Source organism: Pseudomonas sp. P4_B3, assembly GCF_056402295.1.
This window is the reverse complement of the sequence record NZ_JBFUHR010000007.1, coordinates 180,968-197,065: the sequence shown is the minus strand read 5'-3', so window position 1 is coordinate 197,065 and position 16,098 is coordinate 180,968. Positions and strand designations below refer to the sequence as shown.

Here is a 16,098-nt window from a genome sequence, read left to right as displayed (position 1 = left end):
CGATTTCCGTTCGATGCTCCCGACCTCCAGATCCCTGCGCCTGGCGCTCTACACCCTATTGATCATCGCCGGCGCCGCCATCGTCGCCACGCTGGCCATGCGCCACGCCGTGCGCCAGTCAATGGTCGAAGACGCGGCCCGTGCCAATCAGCAATTGGCGCTGTACGCCACATCCCTGCATACCCTGATCGAACGTTACCGCGCCCTGCCCGCCGTGCTGGCGCTGGACCCGGAACTGCGCTCGGCGCTCAAGGGGGCGGTGAGCCCAGAGCAGCAGGATGCGTTGAACCGCAAACTGGAAAAGATCAATGGCGCCGCCGAATCCTCGACCCTGGAATTGCTCGACCGCAGCGGCCTCGCCATCGCGGCGAGCAACTGGCGTTTGCCCAGCAGCTATGTCGGTCACAACTACGGTTTCCGCCCTTATTTCAACCAGACCCGCACCCAGGGCACCGGGCGCTTTTATGCCGTTGGCGTGACCAGCGGGATTCCCGGCTACTTCCTCTCCAGCGCGGTCAGCGATGATGGCGGCCAGTTCCTCGGCGCCATGGTGGTGAAACTGGAGTTTCCCGAACTGGAGCGGGAGTGGCGTCAGGGCAGCGACACGCTGCTGGTCAGCGACGCACGCGGGATCATTTTCATCGCCAATCAGCCAGGCTGGCGCTATCGCCTGCTCAAGCCGTTGAGCGACAGCGATCACGCCGAACTCAAGGCCACCCGCCAATACGACAAGCAGCCGCTGACGCCGCTCGAGTTTCAATCGTTGCGGCGCTTCGACGACAACAGTGACCTGACCCGGGTCGATGGCCCGGACGGCAAGGCCGATTACCTGTGGGAATCCCTGCCGCTGAGCACCGATGGCTGGACCCTGCACCTGCTGCGTCGCCCGCAGGTCGCCTTCGAAGACAGCCGCAACGCCGCGCTTGCCGCGGCCGGGTTGTGGCTGACCCTGGTGTTCCTGTTGCTGTTTCTCAACCAGCGCTGGCGCCTGGCGAAAATGCGCCAGCGCAGTCGCGAAGAACTCGAACGACTGGTAGAAGAACGCACCCGCGACCTGCGCACCGCCCAGGAAGGCCTGGTGCAATCGGCCAAACTCGCGGCGCTGGGGCAGATGTCCGCCGCCCTCGCCCATGAAATCAACCAGCCACTCACCGCCCAGCGCATGCAGTTGGCAACCTTGCGCCTGCTACTCGACCACGGCCGCGTCGATGACGCCTACAAGGCGCTCAAGCCGGTGGATGAAATGCTCACGCGCATGGCCGCCCTCACCGGCCACCTGAAAACCTTCGCCCGCAAAAGCCCCAGCGGTTTGCGCGAACGCCTGGACCTGGCGGCGGTGGTGGACCAGTCGCTGCAACTGCTCGACACCCGGCTGCGCGACGAACAGGTCAGCACTGTGCTGCACCTGACCCGCCCGGCCTGGGTGCGTGGCGATGCGATTCGCCTGGAACAGGTGCTGATCAATCTGCTGCGCAACGCCCTCGATGCGATGCAGGACAAACCCTGCAAACGCCTGGAAATCCGCCTCGAAGCCGACGAGCAATTGTGGCGCCTGAGCGTGATCGACAATGGTGGCGGTATCGCCGAAGAGAACCTGTCCAAGGTCTTCGATCCGTTCTTCACCACCAAACCGGTGGGCGAAGGCCTGGGGATCGGTTTGGCCGTATCGTTTGCCATCGTCCACGAATCCGGCGGGCGCTTGAGTGCCGGCAATCATGACAAAGGTGCCGTGTTTACCCTGACCTTGCCCATCGACCTGGAGGTGCATGAAGCATGCTGAACTCAGTGATCGTGGTCGACGACGAAAGCAGCATCCGCAGTGCCGTCGAGCAATGGTTGAGCCTGTCGGGTTTCGAGGTGCAGCTGTTCAGCCGCGCCGATGAGTGCCTGGCGCAGTTGCCCAGGCATTTTGCCGGGGTGATTCTCAGCGATGTGCGCATGCCCGGCATGACCGGCCTGGAACTGCTGGCCGAGGTGCAACGCCGGGATGCCGATTTGCCGGTGATCCTGTTGACCGGCCACGGCGATGTGCCGATGGCCGTCGAGGCCATGCGCGACGGTGCCTACGATTTCCTCGAAAAACCCTTCAGCCCGGAAACCCTGCTCGGCAGCCTGCGCCGCGCCCTCGACAAGCGCCGGCTGGTGCTGGAAAACCGCGCGCTGCACGAACAGGCGGACAACCGCGCCAAGCTGGATGCCACGTTGCTCGGCGTGTCCCGTGGCCTGCAAAACCTGCGTCGGCAGGTTCTCGATCTGGCGGCGCTGCCGGTCAACGTATTGATCCGCGGTGAAACCGGCAGCGGCAAGGAACTGGTCGCCCGCTGCCTGCACGACTTCGGACCGCGGGCCGACAAGCCCTTTGTCGCACTCAACTGCGCGGCCATCCCCGAGCAATTGTTCGAGGCCGAGCTGTTCGGTCACGAGAGCGGCGCGTTCACCGGGGCGTCCGGCAAGCGCATTGGCAAACTGGAGTACGCCGACGGCGGCACGCTGTTTCTCGATGAAATCGAAAGCATGCCCTTGGCCCAACAAGTGAAATTGCTGCGGGTGTTGCAAGAGCAAAAGCTTGAACGACTGGGTTCGAACCAGAGCATCCGCGTGGATCTGCGCATCATCGCCGCGACCAAACCGGACCTGCTCGACGAAGCGCGGGCCGGACGTTTTCGCGAAGACCTGGCCTATCGTTTGAACGTCGCAGAACTACGCCTGCCGCCCTTGCGCGAACGCCGGGAAGACATACCCTTGCTGTTCGAATCCTTTGCCCAAAACGCCGCCGAACGCCTGGGACGTAAATTTCCACCGTTGAGCGGCGCACAGTTGAGTCACCTGCTGAGCCACGACTGGCCGGGCAATGTGCGCGAACTGGCGAACGTCGCCGAGCGTCAGGTATTGGGGTTGGGTGAGCCGGAGCCCTTGGGCATCGAGCCCGGCCAGTCACTGGCGGCGCAGCAGGAAGCGTTCGAAGCGCAATGCCTGCGTGCCGCACTGACCCGGCACAAGGGCGATGTGAAAGCGGTGCTCGAAGAACTGCAACTGCCGCGCCGGACCTTCAATGAAAAGATGCAGCGGCATGGGTTGAGCCGGGAGATGTTCCTGTAGCGTCTGGACTGGCTCCTTCGCTGGCACAGCCAACACTCCCCGCAAGCAAATAGGCAATTTTTCGCTCACCACTTACTTTTAATAAGCGGATTTCCGCTCACCAAAACACCACCACCCCTCTAAACCGGCCCTCTTCCCCTTGGCACAGCTCCTGCTATAGCCCCTGCAGGCTGCGTTTATTCGCGCTCCACAAAAACAATTAAATGAAGGATCCTTCAATGGATAACTCCAACTCCCTGCCGCTTGGGTCGGCTGCCCTGCCGGCCAAAGAAAGAACCACGTCCAGCCGCATCAAATCGATTTTCAGCGGTTCCGTCGGCAACATGGTCGAGTGGTACGACTGGTACGTCTACGCCGCCTTCTCCCTGTACTTCGCCAAGACCTTCTTCCCCAAAGGCGACACCACCGCCCAACTGCTCAATACCGCCGCGATCTTCGCCGTGGGCTTCCTGATGCGTCCGATCGGTGGCTGGCTGATGGGGCTGTATGCCGACAAGGTCGGGCGTAAAAAGGCCCTGATGGCCTCGGTGTACCTGATGTGCTTCGGCTCGCTGCTGATCGCCCTGAGCCCAAGCTACGAAATCATCGGCATCGGCGCGCCGATCCTGCTGGTGTTCGCGCGCTTGCTGCAAGGCCTGTCGGTGGGTGGCGAATACGGCACCTCCGCCACTTACCTCAGCGAGATGGCGACCAAGGAGCGTCGCGGCTTCTACTCCAGCTTCCAGTACGTGACCCTGATCTCCGGCCAGCTCATCGCTTTGGCGGTGCTGATTGTCCTGCAGAACTTCCTGACCACCGAGGAGCTCTACGCCTGGGGCTGGCGCATCCCGTTCGCCATCGGCGCGCTGTGTGCCGTGGTGGCGCTGTACCTGCGTCGTGGCATGGAAGAAACCGAGTCCTTCACCAAGAAAGAAAAAGCCAAGGAAAGCGCGATGCGCACCTTGATGCGTCACCCCAAGGAACTGATGACCGTGGTCGGCCTGACCATGGGCGGCACCCTGGCGTTCTACACCTACACCACGTACATGCAGAAATACCTGGTGAACACCGTCGGCATGAGCATTTCCGACTCCACCACCATTTCCGCCGCCACACTGTTCCTGTTCATGTGCCTGCAACCGGTCATCGGCGGGCTGTCGGATAAAATCGGTCGCCGGCCGATCCTGATTGCCTTCGGTATCCTGGGAACCCTGTTCACCGTGCCGATCCTCACCACCCTGCACACCATCCAGACCTGGTGGGGCGCGTTCTTCCTGATCATGGCGGCACTGATCATCGTCAGTGGCTACACCTCGATCAATGCCGTGGTGAAAGCCGAACTGTTCCCGACCGAAATCCGCGCCCTGGGCGTGGGCCTGCCGTACGCACTGACCGTTTCGATCTTCGGCGGCACCGCTGAATACATCGCGCTGTGGTTCAAGAGCATCGGTATGGAGACGGGTTACTACTGGTACGTGACCGCATGTATTGCCGTGTCGTTACTGGTGTACGTCACCATGAAAGACACCCGCAAGCATTCACGGATTGTCACGGACTAAATCAAGCCTCAAGGAAAAGGGGCAGATCTCACCGGGGTCTGCCCCTTTTTATTGAATCAACATAACCCCTTGTGGGAGCGAGCCTGCTCGCGATGGAGTGTCAGTCGGCACCAACTTATCTGATACACCATCGCGAGCAAGCTCGCTCCTACAGAGGGTAGAGTCGACTGGAATTCAGCGGTTCATCCTTGCACTATGAACGCCACCCGAACTACGCCCTGGAATTACTCCATGCCCGACGACATCCACTTCTACGAACCCGCCAACGGCCACGGCCTGCCCCACGATCCGTTCAACGCCATCGTCGGCCCGCGCCCCATCGGCTGGATCTCTTCACAGAATGCCGAGGGCCACTTGAACCTTGCGCCCTACAGTTTCTTCACCGCCTTCAACTACATTCCGCCGATCATTGGTTTCTCCAGCATCGGGCGCAAAGACAGCCTGAACAACATCGAGCAAACCGGCGAGTTCGCCTGGAACCTGGCCACCCGGCCGCTGGCTGAGCAGATGAACCAGAGCTGCGCCATGGTCGGGCCTGAAGTCAACGAATTCGAATTGGCCGGCCTGACGACCGTTGCCTCGAAGGTCATTCAGGTGCCACGGGTGGCCGAGAGCCCGGTGTCCTTCGAGTGCAAGGTCACGCAGATCATCCAGTTGCAACGGGCGGACGGCAATGTGGTGCCCAGCTGGCTGATCCTCGGCGAGGTGGTCGCCGTGCATATCGCCAAGTGGCTGTTGAAGGATGGGATATACGACACCGCCGCGGCAGAACCGATTCTGCGCGGCGGCGGGCCAGCGGATTATTTCCAGCTGGGGCCTGAGGCGTTGTTCAAGATGTACCGCCCGGGGCGGTGAGAATCACCAGAGCAGGTCGGTGTTTTCCTTGACGTCCTTGAGGCGGGTCAGTTCCTTGGCGGCCGCATCATCGGCCTCGTGAGCGGTCTTGAAGATCTGGCCTTCCAGCACTTTGTGAAAGCGCGGGGCGCCGGCACCGCCCAGCGCTTTGACGGCGATAGCGGCGTGGTAACCACCCTCGCCCGGTACTACAGCGGAAACAGCTTCGAAGTGATCAAAGGCTTTACGTGCCATGTCGCGAATCCTGGCTGGTTGAGAATGCCGTCATTAAACCCTCAACCGGCCAGTTTGTGTACCGCCACTGCGGACTGCCGCAAGGCCTGCGCCGCCGAGACATCCTTGAAGGTGTGGAAATCCAGACTGTTGACCACCAGCTCCTGCACCAGCTCGGCAAAAATCTCCATCGCCGGCGTGCTGAAGTACGCGGTCATGGCCTGTTGATTGCTCCAGAAACCGGACACCAGCCACAATTCCGGATCGCATTGCGAATGCTGCAAGGCAAAGCTCAGGCAGCCTGGCGCTGCGCGGGACGGTTCGATCAGGGCGCTGAGGCGCACACCGAGTTCCGCCGAACGCCCGGCGCGCGCTCGAACGAAGGCCATATGACTGACGGGGATCTGCGTGGACATGTTCAACCCTCCCGGGGAGTCGCGTGGCAGCCGGGGGACGGGCTGCGACAGGATCAAAGGTTAAGGGCCGCGACGCCTGTCTCGTTAGTCGATTCCTGCCGGTGCGTTGCACAATCCTGCGAAACTGCATGGACAGCCTGTAACAAACGGTAAAACCCTGTCACGGTTCTGCCATACGCGTTTTGTGTAGGAGCTGCCGAAGGCTGCGATCTTTTAGACGCTCATCTATAGAATCAAAAGATCGCAGCCTTCGGCAGCTCCTACGGGGTTATCGGCGTTAGTTGAAGCGCGCCTGTGCGTTGGCCGTGTTTGGGAACGAAACCAACCCCGAGCAGAATCAGGCAAGCATCTGACAGGATGTGTCTACCGCTGCGGCTTGCACAAACTTATGCTCTGCCCATTACTCATGCCTTGCCGAGGATGCCTCGCATGTCGTCGTTCGATCACTTTCAAGCCCCGCTGGACACCGACATGGAAAAGCAACGTGCGGAACTGGCGGCGATCATTCGCCGCAACACCGCCGAAGATGGCAGTTATGCCACGGCCATCGGCTCGCTGTTCATGTCACGCCACAGCCAGTCCCACGAGTTCGCCCCGGGGCTGGCGCAACCGGCGCTGTGCATCATGGCCCAGGGGCGCAAGGAAGTTCGGCTGGCCGATGAATACTTCAATTACGACCCGTTGAACTACCTGGTGGTCTCGGTCTCGATGCCGCTCAGTGGACGGGTGGTGGATGTCTCGCCTGAGGAACCGATCCTGGCCCTGCGCCTGGACATCGACCCGACGGAAATCACCGCACTGATCGCCGACGCCGGCCCCCTCGGCGTGCCCACCCGGCCAACCGGGCGCGGGCTGTATGTCGAAAAACTCGACACCGCGATGCTCGACGCCGTGCTGCGCCTGGCACGGTTGCTGGACACGCCAAAAGACATCGCCATGCTGGCGCCGCTGATTCGCCGGGAGATCCTCTATCGCCTGTTGCGCAGCAAACAGGGGCATCGGCTGTATGAAATCGCCATCGCCAACAGTCAGAGCCATCGCATCAGCCAGGCGATCAAATGGCTCAACGGCAATTTTGAACAACCGTTGCGCATTGATGATCTGGCCAAGGAAGTGAACCTGAGCGTGTCGACCCTGCATCACCGCTTCAAGGCGATGACGGCGATGAGTCCGTTGCAGTATCAGAAGCATCTGCGCCTGCAGGAAGCGCGGCGGTTGATGCTGGCCGAAGGGCTGGAAGCTTCGGCGGCGGGGTATCGGGTCGGGTATGAAAGTCCGTCGCAGTTCAGCCGGGAGTACAGCCGGTTGTTTGGGGCACCGCCGTTGCGGGATCTGGCGCGGTTACGGTTATCGGTTTGATCCGGATCCAGTGGTGCGGCTACTGACGCCTTCGCGGGCAAGCCCGCTCCTACAGGGGATTATTGGTGGTCACCACATTGTGTGAACACCGACGGTCCTTGTAGGAGCTGGCTTGCCAGCGATGGGCTGCGCAGCAGTCCTCTGGAAAATCAGGCGCCAAGCACCCGGCACGCCTCCACCGGCAAGGTCACCGACACCGGATGCCCAACGCTCAGGCCAAAGCCCTGGCACGGCGTGCTCAGCGCAGTAAACGACACCCCGGAACACTCCACCGTGGTCTCGATGGTCGCGCCGATATCGCGCACGAACGTCACCTTGCCCAGCAAGCGGTTGCCCGCGGTCGCCTGGGGTGCTGACAGTTGCAGGTCTTCCGGGCGAATCAGCATCTTCACCTTTTCGCCAGCCACAATGCTGCTGCAGATCGGTACTTGCAGCGCATCGCCGCCTGGCAAGCTGACTTTGCCATTACCCAGCACCGTGGCCGGGAAGATGTTGCCCGAGCCGATGAAATCCGCGACGAACTCGTTGGCCGGGTGGCGGTAGATCTCGATCGGTGTGCCCACCTGCTGCACCTTGTGCTCACCCAGTACGACCACGATATCGGCCATGGTCATGGCTTCACGCTGGTCGTGGGTCACCATGATGGTGGTGATGTTCAGGCGCTGTTGCAGTTGACGGATTTCCACCTGCATCGACTCGCGCAGCTTGGCGTCCAGCGCCGACAACGGCTCGTCGAGCAGGAGGATTTTCGGGTGATTGGCAATCGCCCGGGCAATTGCCACACGCTGGCGTTGGCCACCGGACAGCTTGGCCACCGGACGATCAATCATTTGCTGCAACTGGATCAGCTCCAGCAACTCCACCACCCGCGCCTGCTGATCGGCCTTGCTGACCCCGCGCAGTTTCAGCGGATAAGCGATGTTCTCACCCACGGTCATGTGCGGGAACAACGCCAGGGACTGGAACACCATGCCGAAATTGCGCAGGTGCGCCGGGGTGTTGCCGATGTCTTCACCGTCCAGGCGGATTTCGCCGCCGGTCAGGGTTTCAAGGCCGGCAATCATGCGCAGCAAGGTGGTTTTGCCGCAGCCCGAAGGGCCGAGGAAACACACCAGTTTGCCCTCGGGCAAATGCAGGTTTACATCCGTTACCGCGCAGGCCGAGCCGTAATGTTTCTCGACGTTTTCCAGAATCAGACCAGACATGTGAATCACCTCAAGAAATCAGAACGAAACGCCACCTTCACCGACCAGTTTTTCGAGCGCCCAGATCAGGACGAAGTCGATCAACACGATCAGCACGGCAAACGAAAATACGGTTGGGTCGAGCGAAGACACGGTGCGGCTGTACATCCAGATCGGTACGGTCATCACATCGATGGTGTAGAGGAAGTAGGTCACGGTGAATTCGTTGAACGAGACGATGAACGCCAGCAGCATGCCCGCCAGGATCCCCGACTTCATCAACGGCACCACCACATCGACAATCGCTCGCAGCGGTGAAGCGCCGAGCATTTGCGCGGCCTCCTCGACTTCGCTGCCGATGGAGAGCATCGCCGCCGTGCAGTTCTTCACCACGAACGGCAACGCGAGGATCACGTGGGCAATCACCAGACGCGAGGTGGTCATCTGGAACGGCAGGCTGTCGAACACCAGCAGCAACGCCAGCCCCAATACCACCATCGGGAACACCAGGGGCAACGACATCAATTGCAGGGCCACGGCCTTGCCACGGAACTCGCAACGGGTCAGGGCATACGCCGCCGGCACTGCGATGATGGTCGCGAAGACCATGGTCAGGCAGGACACCATCAGGCTGGTGGTCATGGCCTTGCCCAAGCTCAGCACATCGCTGGCGTCCGGCGACACGAAGGTGTGCCAGGCGGCCTTGTACCATTGCAGGCTGTAGCTGCTCGGCGGGAAGTCGAGGTTCGATGCGCCGCTGAACGACATCACGATCATGGTCAGGATCGGCAACACCGCCAGCAGCAGGATGAAACCCGAGAGGATGCCGGCGAACTTGCCGGTCTCACCCGGCAACAGCGACTGGCGCTTCTTGGTCAGGGTACTCATTGCGAAGCCTCCAGCATGCGCCGACGACGGCCAGTGATGTATTCGGACAGGGTCATGATCGCGAGGGTGGTGACGATCAGCACCACACCGGCAGCGGACGCGGCGGGCCAGTTCATCAGCGGGGCGATCTGGTCATGCACCATCACCGCCAGCATCGGCACGCGCCGGCCACCGAGCAGCAAGGGCACCACGAAACTGCTGGCGTTGTAGGCAAATACCAGGGTCGCACCGGTAATGATCCCTGGCAGACTCATCGGCAATACCACTTGGCGGAACACCTGGAAGCGACTCGCACCCAGGGTGGCGGCAGCTTCTTCGTAGCTGCGGGCGACGCCGCGCATGGCGCTGGCAATCGGCAACACGGCCAGCGGGAAGGCGGTTTGCACCAGGCCCATCAACACACCGTTCTGGTTGTACAACAGCATGATCGGGCGCTTGATCAGGCCCAGGCCCATCAGGGTCTGGTTGAGCATGCCGCCAGGGCCAAGGATCACCAGCCAGCCGTAGCTTTGCAGCAGCAGGTTGACCAGCAGCGGCAGCAACACCGCAGCAAGGAAAATCCGGCGCACGAACGGCGAGGTCAGGCGCGACATGGTGTAGGCCACCGGGATCGCCAGAATCACTGCGATCACCGCGCTGATCAGCGCCAGGCGCAGGGTCAGCATCAGCGACTTGAGGTAATAGGGTTCCAGCAACTGGGCGTAACTGGCCAGGCTGAACCCGGACCATTCCGCGCCTTTGGTGCCCACGCTCATGCGCAGTACCAGGAGGCTCGCGGCAATCAGTACGCCAAGAAACAGCATCGACGGCGAGAGGAAAAGCCAGGCGCGCGTCGTTGGCGAAACACCCCGAGCGGCGCGCACTGGGGCGGCACTCAGCGGATGAGTCAGAGGTTGGTGTTCCATAGCAAAGGGTCTCGTCAATGGAAGATCAGAAACATCTCGCGCCTGGCACCTGTAGGAGCTGCCGAAGGCTGCGATCTTTTGATCTTTTCAAAACCGCCGAAAAGCCAGATCAAAAGATCGCAGCCTTCGGCAGCTCCTACGGATCAGGAAGAAAAGATTTCCGTGTAACGACGAATCCACTGGTCATGCACAGTCGCCAGGAAGGCGTTGTCGTGCATGATCGCCTTCTCGGCAATCTGCTCCGGCGTGAGGATGTACGGGCTCTTGCGTGCTTCGGCGGAGATGATCGCCTTGGCGTTGACCGGGCCGTTGTAGATGTCTTCAGCCATCTTGCCCTGCACCAGCGGGTCCAGAGAGTGGTTGATGAAGGCATAGGCCATGTCGGTATCGCCCGGACGGTTCTTCGGCATCACCGACAGCATCAGGTCGGTGTAGAAACCTTCCTTCATGCCGAACGTGGCACCCAGGCCGTAGTTCGGATCGCGGATCTGTTTCGGGAAGAACGCTGGTGCGTACAGACCGCCCATGTCCAGGGAACCGGTGCGGAACAGTTCGGCGATCTGGTTCGGGTTTTCGCCCAGGGTCACCACACGATCTTTCAGCTCGGCGAGTTTCTTGAAGCCAGGTTCAATGTTGTGCTCGTCACCACCGGCCAGTTTGGCGGCGATGATGATCAGGTCCATGGCCTCGGTCCAGTTCGGCGGCGGCAGGAAGATGTTCGGTGCCAATTCTGGATCCCACAGGGCCGCGTAGCTGTCCGGCGCTTGTTTCTGGGTGCGGGTGCTGTAGACCAGGCTGTTGCACCACAGCAGATAACCGATACCGTGGCCATTGGCGCCGGTGCGGTATTTCTCCGGTACATCGACGAGGTTGGGAATGCGGTTGAGGTCGGGTTTTTCCAGCAGGTTGGCGGCGGCCAGACCTTCGGCGCCGACGCCTGCCAGGGTGATGATGTCGTACTGCGGACGATCACCGCCGGCCTTGAGCTTGGCGACCATTTCCGAGGTACTGCCGGTGCGGTCAGCGATGACCTTGCAGCCGTACTTGTCTTCGAAGGTCGCGGCGATGTTGCGCAGTGCGGCCAGGCCCGTGTCATCGGACCAGGTCAGCAAACGCAGGGTCTTGCCGGCAAAACGTGTGTCGCTGGCATTGGCCTTGATGAACGGCATGCTCATGGCTGCCGCTGCAACCGAGGCTACGCCCACGGTCTTGATGAATTGACGTCTGTTCAGATCATGCTCGCCCATTACGGACTCCCTTTGTTTTTGTAGGTATAAGGCAGGTCGAAACTGTTGCATCCGCGCGACCGGACCAGCGTTATCCCTCGTATTTTCGGGGGCTTGGCTGAGCCAGCAAGTTCATCCTGAGGTCGTGTAAAACACCTGACTATCGATAAAAACTCATTGAAGCCATGACGCCAGCGCATGCCTCAATGCGAGGCATGCGCTCACCTTTTTCGTGCCTTCAGACGGCCCGGATCACGTGTTTGATTTCCTGGAAAGCCTGCAAGCCCCACGGCCCCAATTCGCGGCCGATGCTGCTCTGCTTGTAGCCGCCCCAGGCGGTCTGCGGGAAGATCACCTGTGGCGCGTTGATCCACACAAGCCCCGCCTGCAAAGCGTTGGCGACGCGGTCAGCGGTCTGTGCATTGCCCGTCACCACACTGGCGACCAGGCCAAACTGACTGTCGTTGGCCAGGGCAATCGCTTCGGCTTCGCTGGAAAAACTGCGCACGCAGATCACCGGGCCGAAAATCTCTTCATTCCACAACGCACTGTCGAGGGGCACTTCGGTGAACACCGTCGGCTGCAAAAAATATCCGCGCGGCAGGTCGGCGGGACGATTGCCACCGCACACCAGCTTGGCGCCGGCACTCAAACCGCGGTCGATGTGGCCCAATACACGTTGGTATTGCGCCTGATTGACCAGGGCGCCCATTTCCACGTTCGGGTCGAACGGGTCGGCCACGCGTATCGCTTCGGCACGAGCCTTCACGCGGCTGAGGAATTCATCGGCCAGTTCATCGGCGACCAGCACGCGGCTGGTGGCGGAGCACATCTGCCCGGCGTTGAAGAAACCACCGCCGCAGGCCACTTCCACCGCCAGGTCGAGATCGGCATCGGCCAGCACCAGCAGCGAAGATTTGCCGCCCAGTTCCAGGCTCACGCCCTTGACGGTTTCAGCCGCCCGTTGCATGACCTGCACGCCGACCGCATTGCTGCCGGTGAAGGAAATTTTCGCGATGCGCGAGTCTGTCGACAGGGGCGCGCCAACCGCCAGGCCAGTGCCGCACACCAGGTTGAACACGCCCGCAGGCAACCCGGCTTCAGCGATGATCGCTGCCAGTTCCAGCTCCGGCAGCGGCGTCACTTCCGAAGGCTTGAGCACCACGCAGCAACCGGCGGCAAGGGCCGGGGCGAGTTTCCACGCGGTGGTGACCATCGGGAAGTTCCACGGCACGATCAGGCCGACCACACCGCACGGCTCACGGCGCAGGCGAGCGCTGAAGTCGTCGGTCGGCAGCTCGATGGCGCTGTCCTGTTTCGCGTCCAGGCCTTCGGCCAGACCGGCGTAATACTCGAACGTGGCGATCACGTCATCAACGTCGATAGCCGCTTCGAACTGTGGCTTGCCGTTGTTGCTCGACTGCAAGTGCATCAGCTTTTCACGGTTGGCCTGTACCCCCACGGCGATTTTGCGCAGGATCGCGCCGCGTTCGGCGCCCGTGGTTTTCGACCAGTCGGCGAACACCTGGGTCGCCGCGCTCACCGCTTGATCGACAGCGCGCTCATCGCCGCCATTCACCGTGGTCAACAGGGCTTCGGTCGCCGGGTTGATCACCCGCAGGTGTTCGTTGCCGGCCGACCATTGGCCGTTGATGTACAGGCCATCCTGGGTAGTCGAGAAAGTCATTTCGACACCGCCTGCATCCACTGGGTCTGGTCGATTTCAATCAGGGTCGGGCCCTGGCGATCGGTAGCCATACGCAACGCGCCACGCAATTGCTCGACACTGCTGACCGCTTCGGCCGCGCAACCCAATGCCTTGGCCACACCGATGAAGTCCGGGGTGTAGATGTCCACGCCGACCGGCTCGATGGCACGGTTGACCATGTATTTCTTGATCTCTTCGTAGCCCTGGTTATTCCACAGCAGCACGATCACCGGGGTGTGCGCTTCAACGGCGCTGGCCAGTTCCGGCAGGGTGAATTGCAGGCCACCGTCGCCGATCAGGCACACCACCGGAGGACGCGCGCCACCTTCGACGCTACCACCCAGCCAGGCGCCAATCGCCGCCGGCAAGGCGTAACCGAGAGTGCCGTAACCGGTGGACGAGTTGAACCAGCGGCGCGGGCGCTCCGGGTTGAATGTCAGGTTGCCGGTGTACACCGGTTGCGTCGAGTCGCCGACGAATACCGCGTCCGGCAGTTCGTGCAGCACGGTTTCAAGGAAACGGGTCTGAGCCAGGGTCGGTGCGTCCCAGGTCGCGGCCAGCTCTTCACGCAGACGAGCGGCGCGCACCTGGCCCCAATCGTTGCGGCGCTCGGCCAGGGATTTGTGCGACAGCGCGCTGAGCAAAGCCTGGGCGGCGTTGCGCGAGTCGGCCACCAATGCCACGTGCGGCGGGTAGTTGCGCACGGTCTGGTCCGGGTCGATGTCGACGCGCAGCAACTTGCCAGGAATTTCGAAACCGCCGGCGAAGGTCACGTCGTAGTCGGTCTCGGCCAGCTCGGTGCCGATGGCCAGGACCACATCGGCCTCGGCGACCAGCGCACGGGTGGCGACCAGGCTCTGGGTCGAGCCGATCAGCAACGGGTGGCCGGAGGCGAGCATGCCCTTGGCATTGATGGTCAGGGCGACCGGCGCGTCCAGCAACTCGGCCAGTTCAGTCAGCTCGGATGCCGCGTCGATGGCCCCGCCACCGGCGAGAATCAGCGGACGCTTGGCGTCGGCCAGCAATTCGGTCATGCGCGACACGGCGCTCGGCGAAGCACCGGCGCGGTCGATATTGACCGGCAGGCTGGCGAGCAAGTCGTCGGCTTCTTCGACCAACACATCCAGCGGAATTTCGATGTGCACTGGACGCGGACGGCCAGCCTGGAACAGCGCAAAGGCACGAGCCAACACGCCCGGCAGCTCGGAAGCCGACATCAGGGTGTGGGAGAACGCCGCCACACCGGCACACAGTGCGCCCTGGTTCGGCAGCTCATGCAGCTTGCCGCGACCACCGCCCAACTGGCTGCGCGATTGCACGCTGGAGATCACCAGCATCGGGATCGAATCGGCGTAGGCCTGGCCCATGGCGGTGGTGATGTTGGTCATGCCCGGGCCGGTGATGATGAAGCACACACCCGGTTTGCCGCTGGTGCGGGCGTAGCCGTCGGCCATGAAGCCGGCGCCCTGTTCATGGCGCGGCGTGACGTGGTTGATGCTCGAACGGGCCAGCCCGCGATACAGCTCCACGGTATGCACCCCCGGAATGCCGAACACCTGCTCGACCCCGTAGTTTTCGAGTAACTTGACCAATACTTCGCCGCACGTCGCCATGTCTTTGCCCTTTTTGTTCGTTTGAGACGCCGGGCGTGCGCTGTGTTTATGATGGATTCGCAGGCCCGGGAATGGCCTCATTGGAACGGGCGGGACGTAGCCGCAACAATGGATAAAAAGTCATACTAGCCATGTCCTCACGTCATACCTTGGATCCCAATGAAACGACTGCCTCCCCTGCCGGCGCTGCACACCTTTCTGATTACCGCGCAGTGCTGCAATTTCACCCGGGCCGCCGAACAGCTGCACATCACCCAGGGCGCGGTGAGTCGGCAGATCGCCGGGCTGGAAGATCATCTGGGTTATGAACTGTTCATCCGCCTGGCCCGAGGCCTGGACCTGACAGCCGAGGGACGGGAATGGCTGCCACGGGTCCAGCAAATTTTCGGCCTGATCGACGAGGCCGTTGAACAGATCGGCGAGAAGCGCGAAACCCTGCAACTCAAGGCCCCGACTTGCGTCATGCGCTGGTTGCTGCCACGTCTGTTGCAATGGCAAAGGGAACGCCCGGACGTGCCGGTGGAACTCACCACCACGGTCAAGCACGGCGTGGACTTTCATCGCGAGCAGTTCGATGCGGCGGTGATGTACGGCGCACCGCCGGACGATTCATTGATGTCGCAAAAACTCTTTGATGAGCAACTCACGCCGGTGTGCTCCAGACCGATGCTCGAAGGCCCCATGCCCCTGCAAGCACCGGCCGATCTGCAACAACACCTGTTGCTGCACCCAACCCGCGATGAACGGGACTGGAAGGCCTGGTTGAAAGCCGCGGATGTGCATTTGACCAATGTCGGCAAGGGCCAGCACTTCGAAACACTGGACCTGGCAATGTCGATGGCGTCCCAGGGAACGGGGGTGGCGATTGGTGATTGGTCGCTGATTGGCGATGACCTGAACGCCGGGCGGCTGGTCATGCCATTCGAATTGAAGGTAACGACGGGGCTGGCGTATTACCTGGTGTTCCCCGAAAAACCAGGACCTTCGCCGAAATTACGTGAATTGATGAGCTGGTTGGTGGAGCAGGCGCAGTCTCGGTAAACCACGGTATCTGTAGGAGCTGCCGCAGGCTGCGATGTTTTGTTCTTGTAATT

14 protein-coding genes are annotated in these 16,098 nt (G+C 61.6%); 6 read left to right on the top strand and 8 right to left on the bottom strand.

Features of this window, described 5'->3' with window-relative positions; all coding sequences use genetic code 11:
• Positions 1–13 precede the first annotated feature (13 nt).
• The 4 genes from AC1DWG_RS09710 to AC1DWG_RS09695 all read left to right on the top strand — a co-directional run bounded on the left by AC1DWG_RS09710 (position 14) and on the right by AC1DWG_RS09695 (position 5,492).
• On the top strand, positions 14–1,780 hold the full coding sequence (locus AC1DWG_RS09710) for a sensor histidine kinase (protein WP_477762825.1): 1,767 nt from the start codon (positions 14–16) through the stop codon (positions 1,778–1,780).
• Positions 1,774–3,099, top strand: coding sequence for a sigma-54-dependent transcriptional regulator (locus tag AC1DWG_RS09705; RefSeq protein ID WP_477762745.1), 1,326 nt, complete (start codon positions 1,774–1,776; stop codon positions 3,097–3,099). The genes AC1DWG_RS09710 and AC1DWG_RS09705 overlap by 7 nt, the downstream gene beginning before the upstream one ends.
• A gap of 218 nt (positions 3,100–3,317) precedes the next feature.
• Complete coding sequence (locus AC1DWG_RS09700; RefSeq protein ID WP_477762744.1) at positions 3,318–4,637, top strand: MFS transporter; 1,320 nt, start codon at positions 3,318–3,320, stop codon at positions 4,635–4,637.
• A gap of 231 nt (positions 4,638–4,868) precedes the next feature.
• Entirely contained in the window at positions 4,869–5,492 is a 624-nt protein-coding gene (locus AC1DWG_RS09695; protein ID WP_477762743.1) for a flavin reductase family protein, read from the top strand.
• 3 nt (positions 5,493–5,495) lie between these two features.
• Here the strand turns inward: AC1DWG_RS09695 and AC1DWG_RS09690 are convergent, their stop codons facing one another.
• Positions 5,496–5,726 (bottom strand): hypothetical protein, encoded by a 231-nt coding sequence (locus AC1DWG_RS09690; RefSeq protein WP_223532182.1) that lies wholly within the window; start codon positions 5,724–5,726, stop codon positions 5,496–5,498.
• Positions 5,727–5,767: 41 nt separating this feature from the next.
• Entirely contained in the window at positions 5,768–6,121 is a 354-nt protein-coding gene (locus tag AC1DWG_RS09685; protein WP_477762742.1) for a putative quinol monooxygenase, read from the bottom strand.
• Positions 6,122–6,550: 429 nt separating this feature from the next.
• Here AC1DWG_RS09685 and AC1DWG_RS09680 point away from each other — a divergent pair, with 429 nt between their 5' ends.
• Positions 6,551–7,480, top strand: a complete 930-nt coding sequence (locus AC1DWG_RS09680; RefSeq protein ID WP_477762741.1) for an AraC family transcriptional regulator — start codon at positions 6,551–6,553, stop codon at positions 7,478–7,480.
• 149 nt (positions 7,481–7,629) lie between these two features.
• Here AC1DWG_RS09680 and AC1DWG_RS09675 read toward each other — a convergent pair whose 3' ends face one another.
• The 6 genes from AC1DWG_RS09675 to AC1DWG_RS09650 all read right to left on the bottom strand — a co-directional run bounded on the left by AC1DWG_RS09675 (position 7,630) and on the right by AC1DWG_RS09650 (position 15,004).
• Positions 7,630–8,685, bottom strand: coding sequence for an ABC transporter ATP-binding protein (locus tag AC1DWG_RS09675; RefSeq protein WP_477756381.1), 1,056 nt, complete (start codon positions 8,683–8,685; stop codon positions 7,630–7,632).
• A gap of 18 nt (positions 8,686–8,703) precedes the next feature.
• On the bottom strand, positions 8,704–9,552 hold the full coding sequence (locus AC1DWG_RS09670; RefSeq protein ID WP_477762740.1) for an ABC transporter permease: 849 nt from the start codon (positions 9,550–9,552) through the stop codon (positions 8,704–8,706).
• Complete coding sequence (locus tag AC1DWG_RS09665; RefSeq protein ID WP_477762739.1) at positions 9,549–10,457, bottom strand: ABC transporter permease; 909 nt, start codon at positions 10,455–10,457, stop codon at positions 9,549–9,551. The genes AC1DWG_RS09670 and AC1DWG_RS09665 overlap by 4 nt, the downstream gene beginning before the upstream one ends.
• Before the next feature lie 143 nt (positions 10,458–10,600).
• The gene (locus AC1DWG_RS09660; RefSeq protein ID WP_007986100.1) at positions 10,601–11,704 is read right to left on the bottom strand and encodes an ABC transporter substrate-binding protein; all 1,104 of its coding nucleotides are present in this window, start codon (positions 11,702–11,704) and stop codon (positions 10,601–10,603) included.
• Positions 11,705–11,921: 217 nt separating this feature from the next.
• Positions 11,922–13,370, bottom strand: a complete 1,449-nt coding sequence (locus AC1DWG_RS09655; protein WP_477787701.1) for an aldehyde dehydrogenase family protein — start codon at positions 13,368–13,370, stop codon at positions 11,922–11,924.
• Complete coding sequence (locus tag AC1DWG_RS09650; RefSeq protein WP_477787700.1) at positions 13,367–15,004, bottom strand: 5-guanidino-2-oxopentanoate decarboxylase; 1,638 nt, start codon at positions 15,002–15,004, stop codon at positions 13,367–13,369. Before AC1DWG_RS09650 ends, AC1DWG_RS09655 begins: the two co-directional genes overlap by 4 nt.
• 159 nt (positions 15,005–15,163) lie before the next feature.
• On the opposite strand from AC1DWG_RS09650, the gene AC1DWG_RS09645 reads away from it, so the two are divergent.
• Positions 15,164–16,045 carry a LysR substrate-binding domain-containing protein gene (locus AC1DWG_RS09645; protein ID WP_477762735.1) on the top strand — a complete coding sequence of 294 codons (882 nt, stop codon included), beginning with the start codon at positions 15,164–15,166 and terminating at the stop codon, positions 16,043–16,045.
• The last annotated feature ends 53 nt before the right edge of the window (positions 16,046–16,098 follow it).

Bases quoted from the DNA above. Each gene is read 5' to 3' on its own strand.
- AC1DWG_RS09710 (WP_477762825.1), top strand. From the start codon at position 14: ATGCTCCCGACCTCCAGATCCCTGCGCCTGGCGCTCTACACCCTATTG.
- AC1DWG_RS09705 (WP_477762745.1), top strand. From the start codon at position 1,774: ATGCTGAACTCAGTGATCGTGGTCGACGACGAAAGCAGCATCCGCAGT.
- AC1DWG_RS09700 (WP_477762744.1), top strand. From the start codon at position 3,318: ATGGATAACTCCAACTCCCTGCCGCTTGGGTCGGCTGCCCTGCCGGCC.
- AC1DWG_RS09695 (WP_477762743.1), top strand. From the start codon at position 4,869: ATGCCCGACGACATCCACTTCTACGAACCCGCCAACGGCCACGGCCTG.
- AC1DWG_RS09690 (WP_223532182.1), bottom strand. From the start codon at position 5,726: ATGGCACGTAAAGCCTTTGATCACTTCGAAGCTGTTTCCGCTGTAGTA.
- AC1DWG_RS09685 (WP_477762742.1), bottom strand. From the start codon at position 6,121: ATGTCCACGCAGATCCCCGTCAGTCATATGGCCTTCGTTCGAGCGCGC.
- AC1DWG_RS09680 (WP_477762741.1), top strand. From the start codon at position 6,551: ATGTCGTCGTTCGATCACTTTCAAGCCCCGCTGGACACCGACATGGAA.
- AC1DWG_RS09675 (WP_477756381.1), bottom strand. From the start codon at position 8,685: ATGTCTGGTCTGATTCTGGAAAACGTCGAGAAACATTACGGCTCGGCC.
- AC1DWG_RS09670 (WP_477762740.1), bottom strand. From the start codon at position 9,552: ATGAGTACCCTGACCAAGAAGCGCCAGTCGCTGTTGCCGGGTGAGACC.
- AC1DWG_RS09665 (WP_477762739.1), bottom strand. From the start codon at position 10,457: ATGGAACACCAACCTCTGACTCATCCGCTGAGTGCCGCCCCAGTGCGC.
- AC1DWG_RS09660 (WP_007986100.1), bottom strand. From the start codon at position 11,704: ATGGGCGAGCATGATCTGAACAGACGTCAATTCATCAAGACCGTGGGC.
- AC1DWG_RS09655 (WP_477787701.1), bottom strand. From the start codon at position 13,370: ATGACTTTCTCGACTACCCAGGATGGCCTGTACATCAACGGCCAATGG.
- AC1DWG_RS09650 (WP_477787700.1), bottom strand. From the start codon at position 15,004: ATGGCGACGTGCGGCGAAGTATTGGTCAAGTTACTCGAAAACTACGGG.
- AC1DWG_RS09645 (WP_477762735.1), top strand. From the start codon at position 15,164: ATGAAACGACTGCCTCCCCTGCCGGCGCTGCACACCTTTCTGATTACC.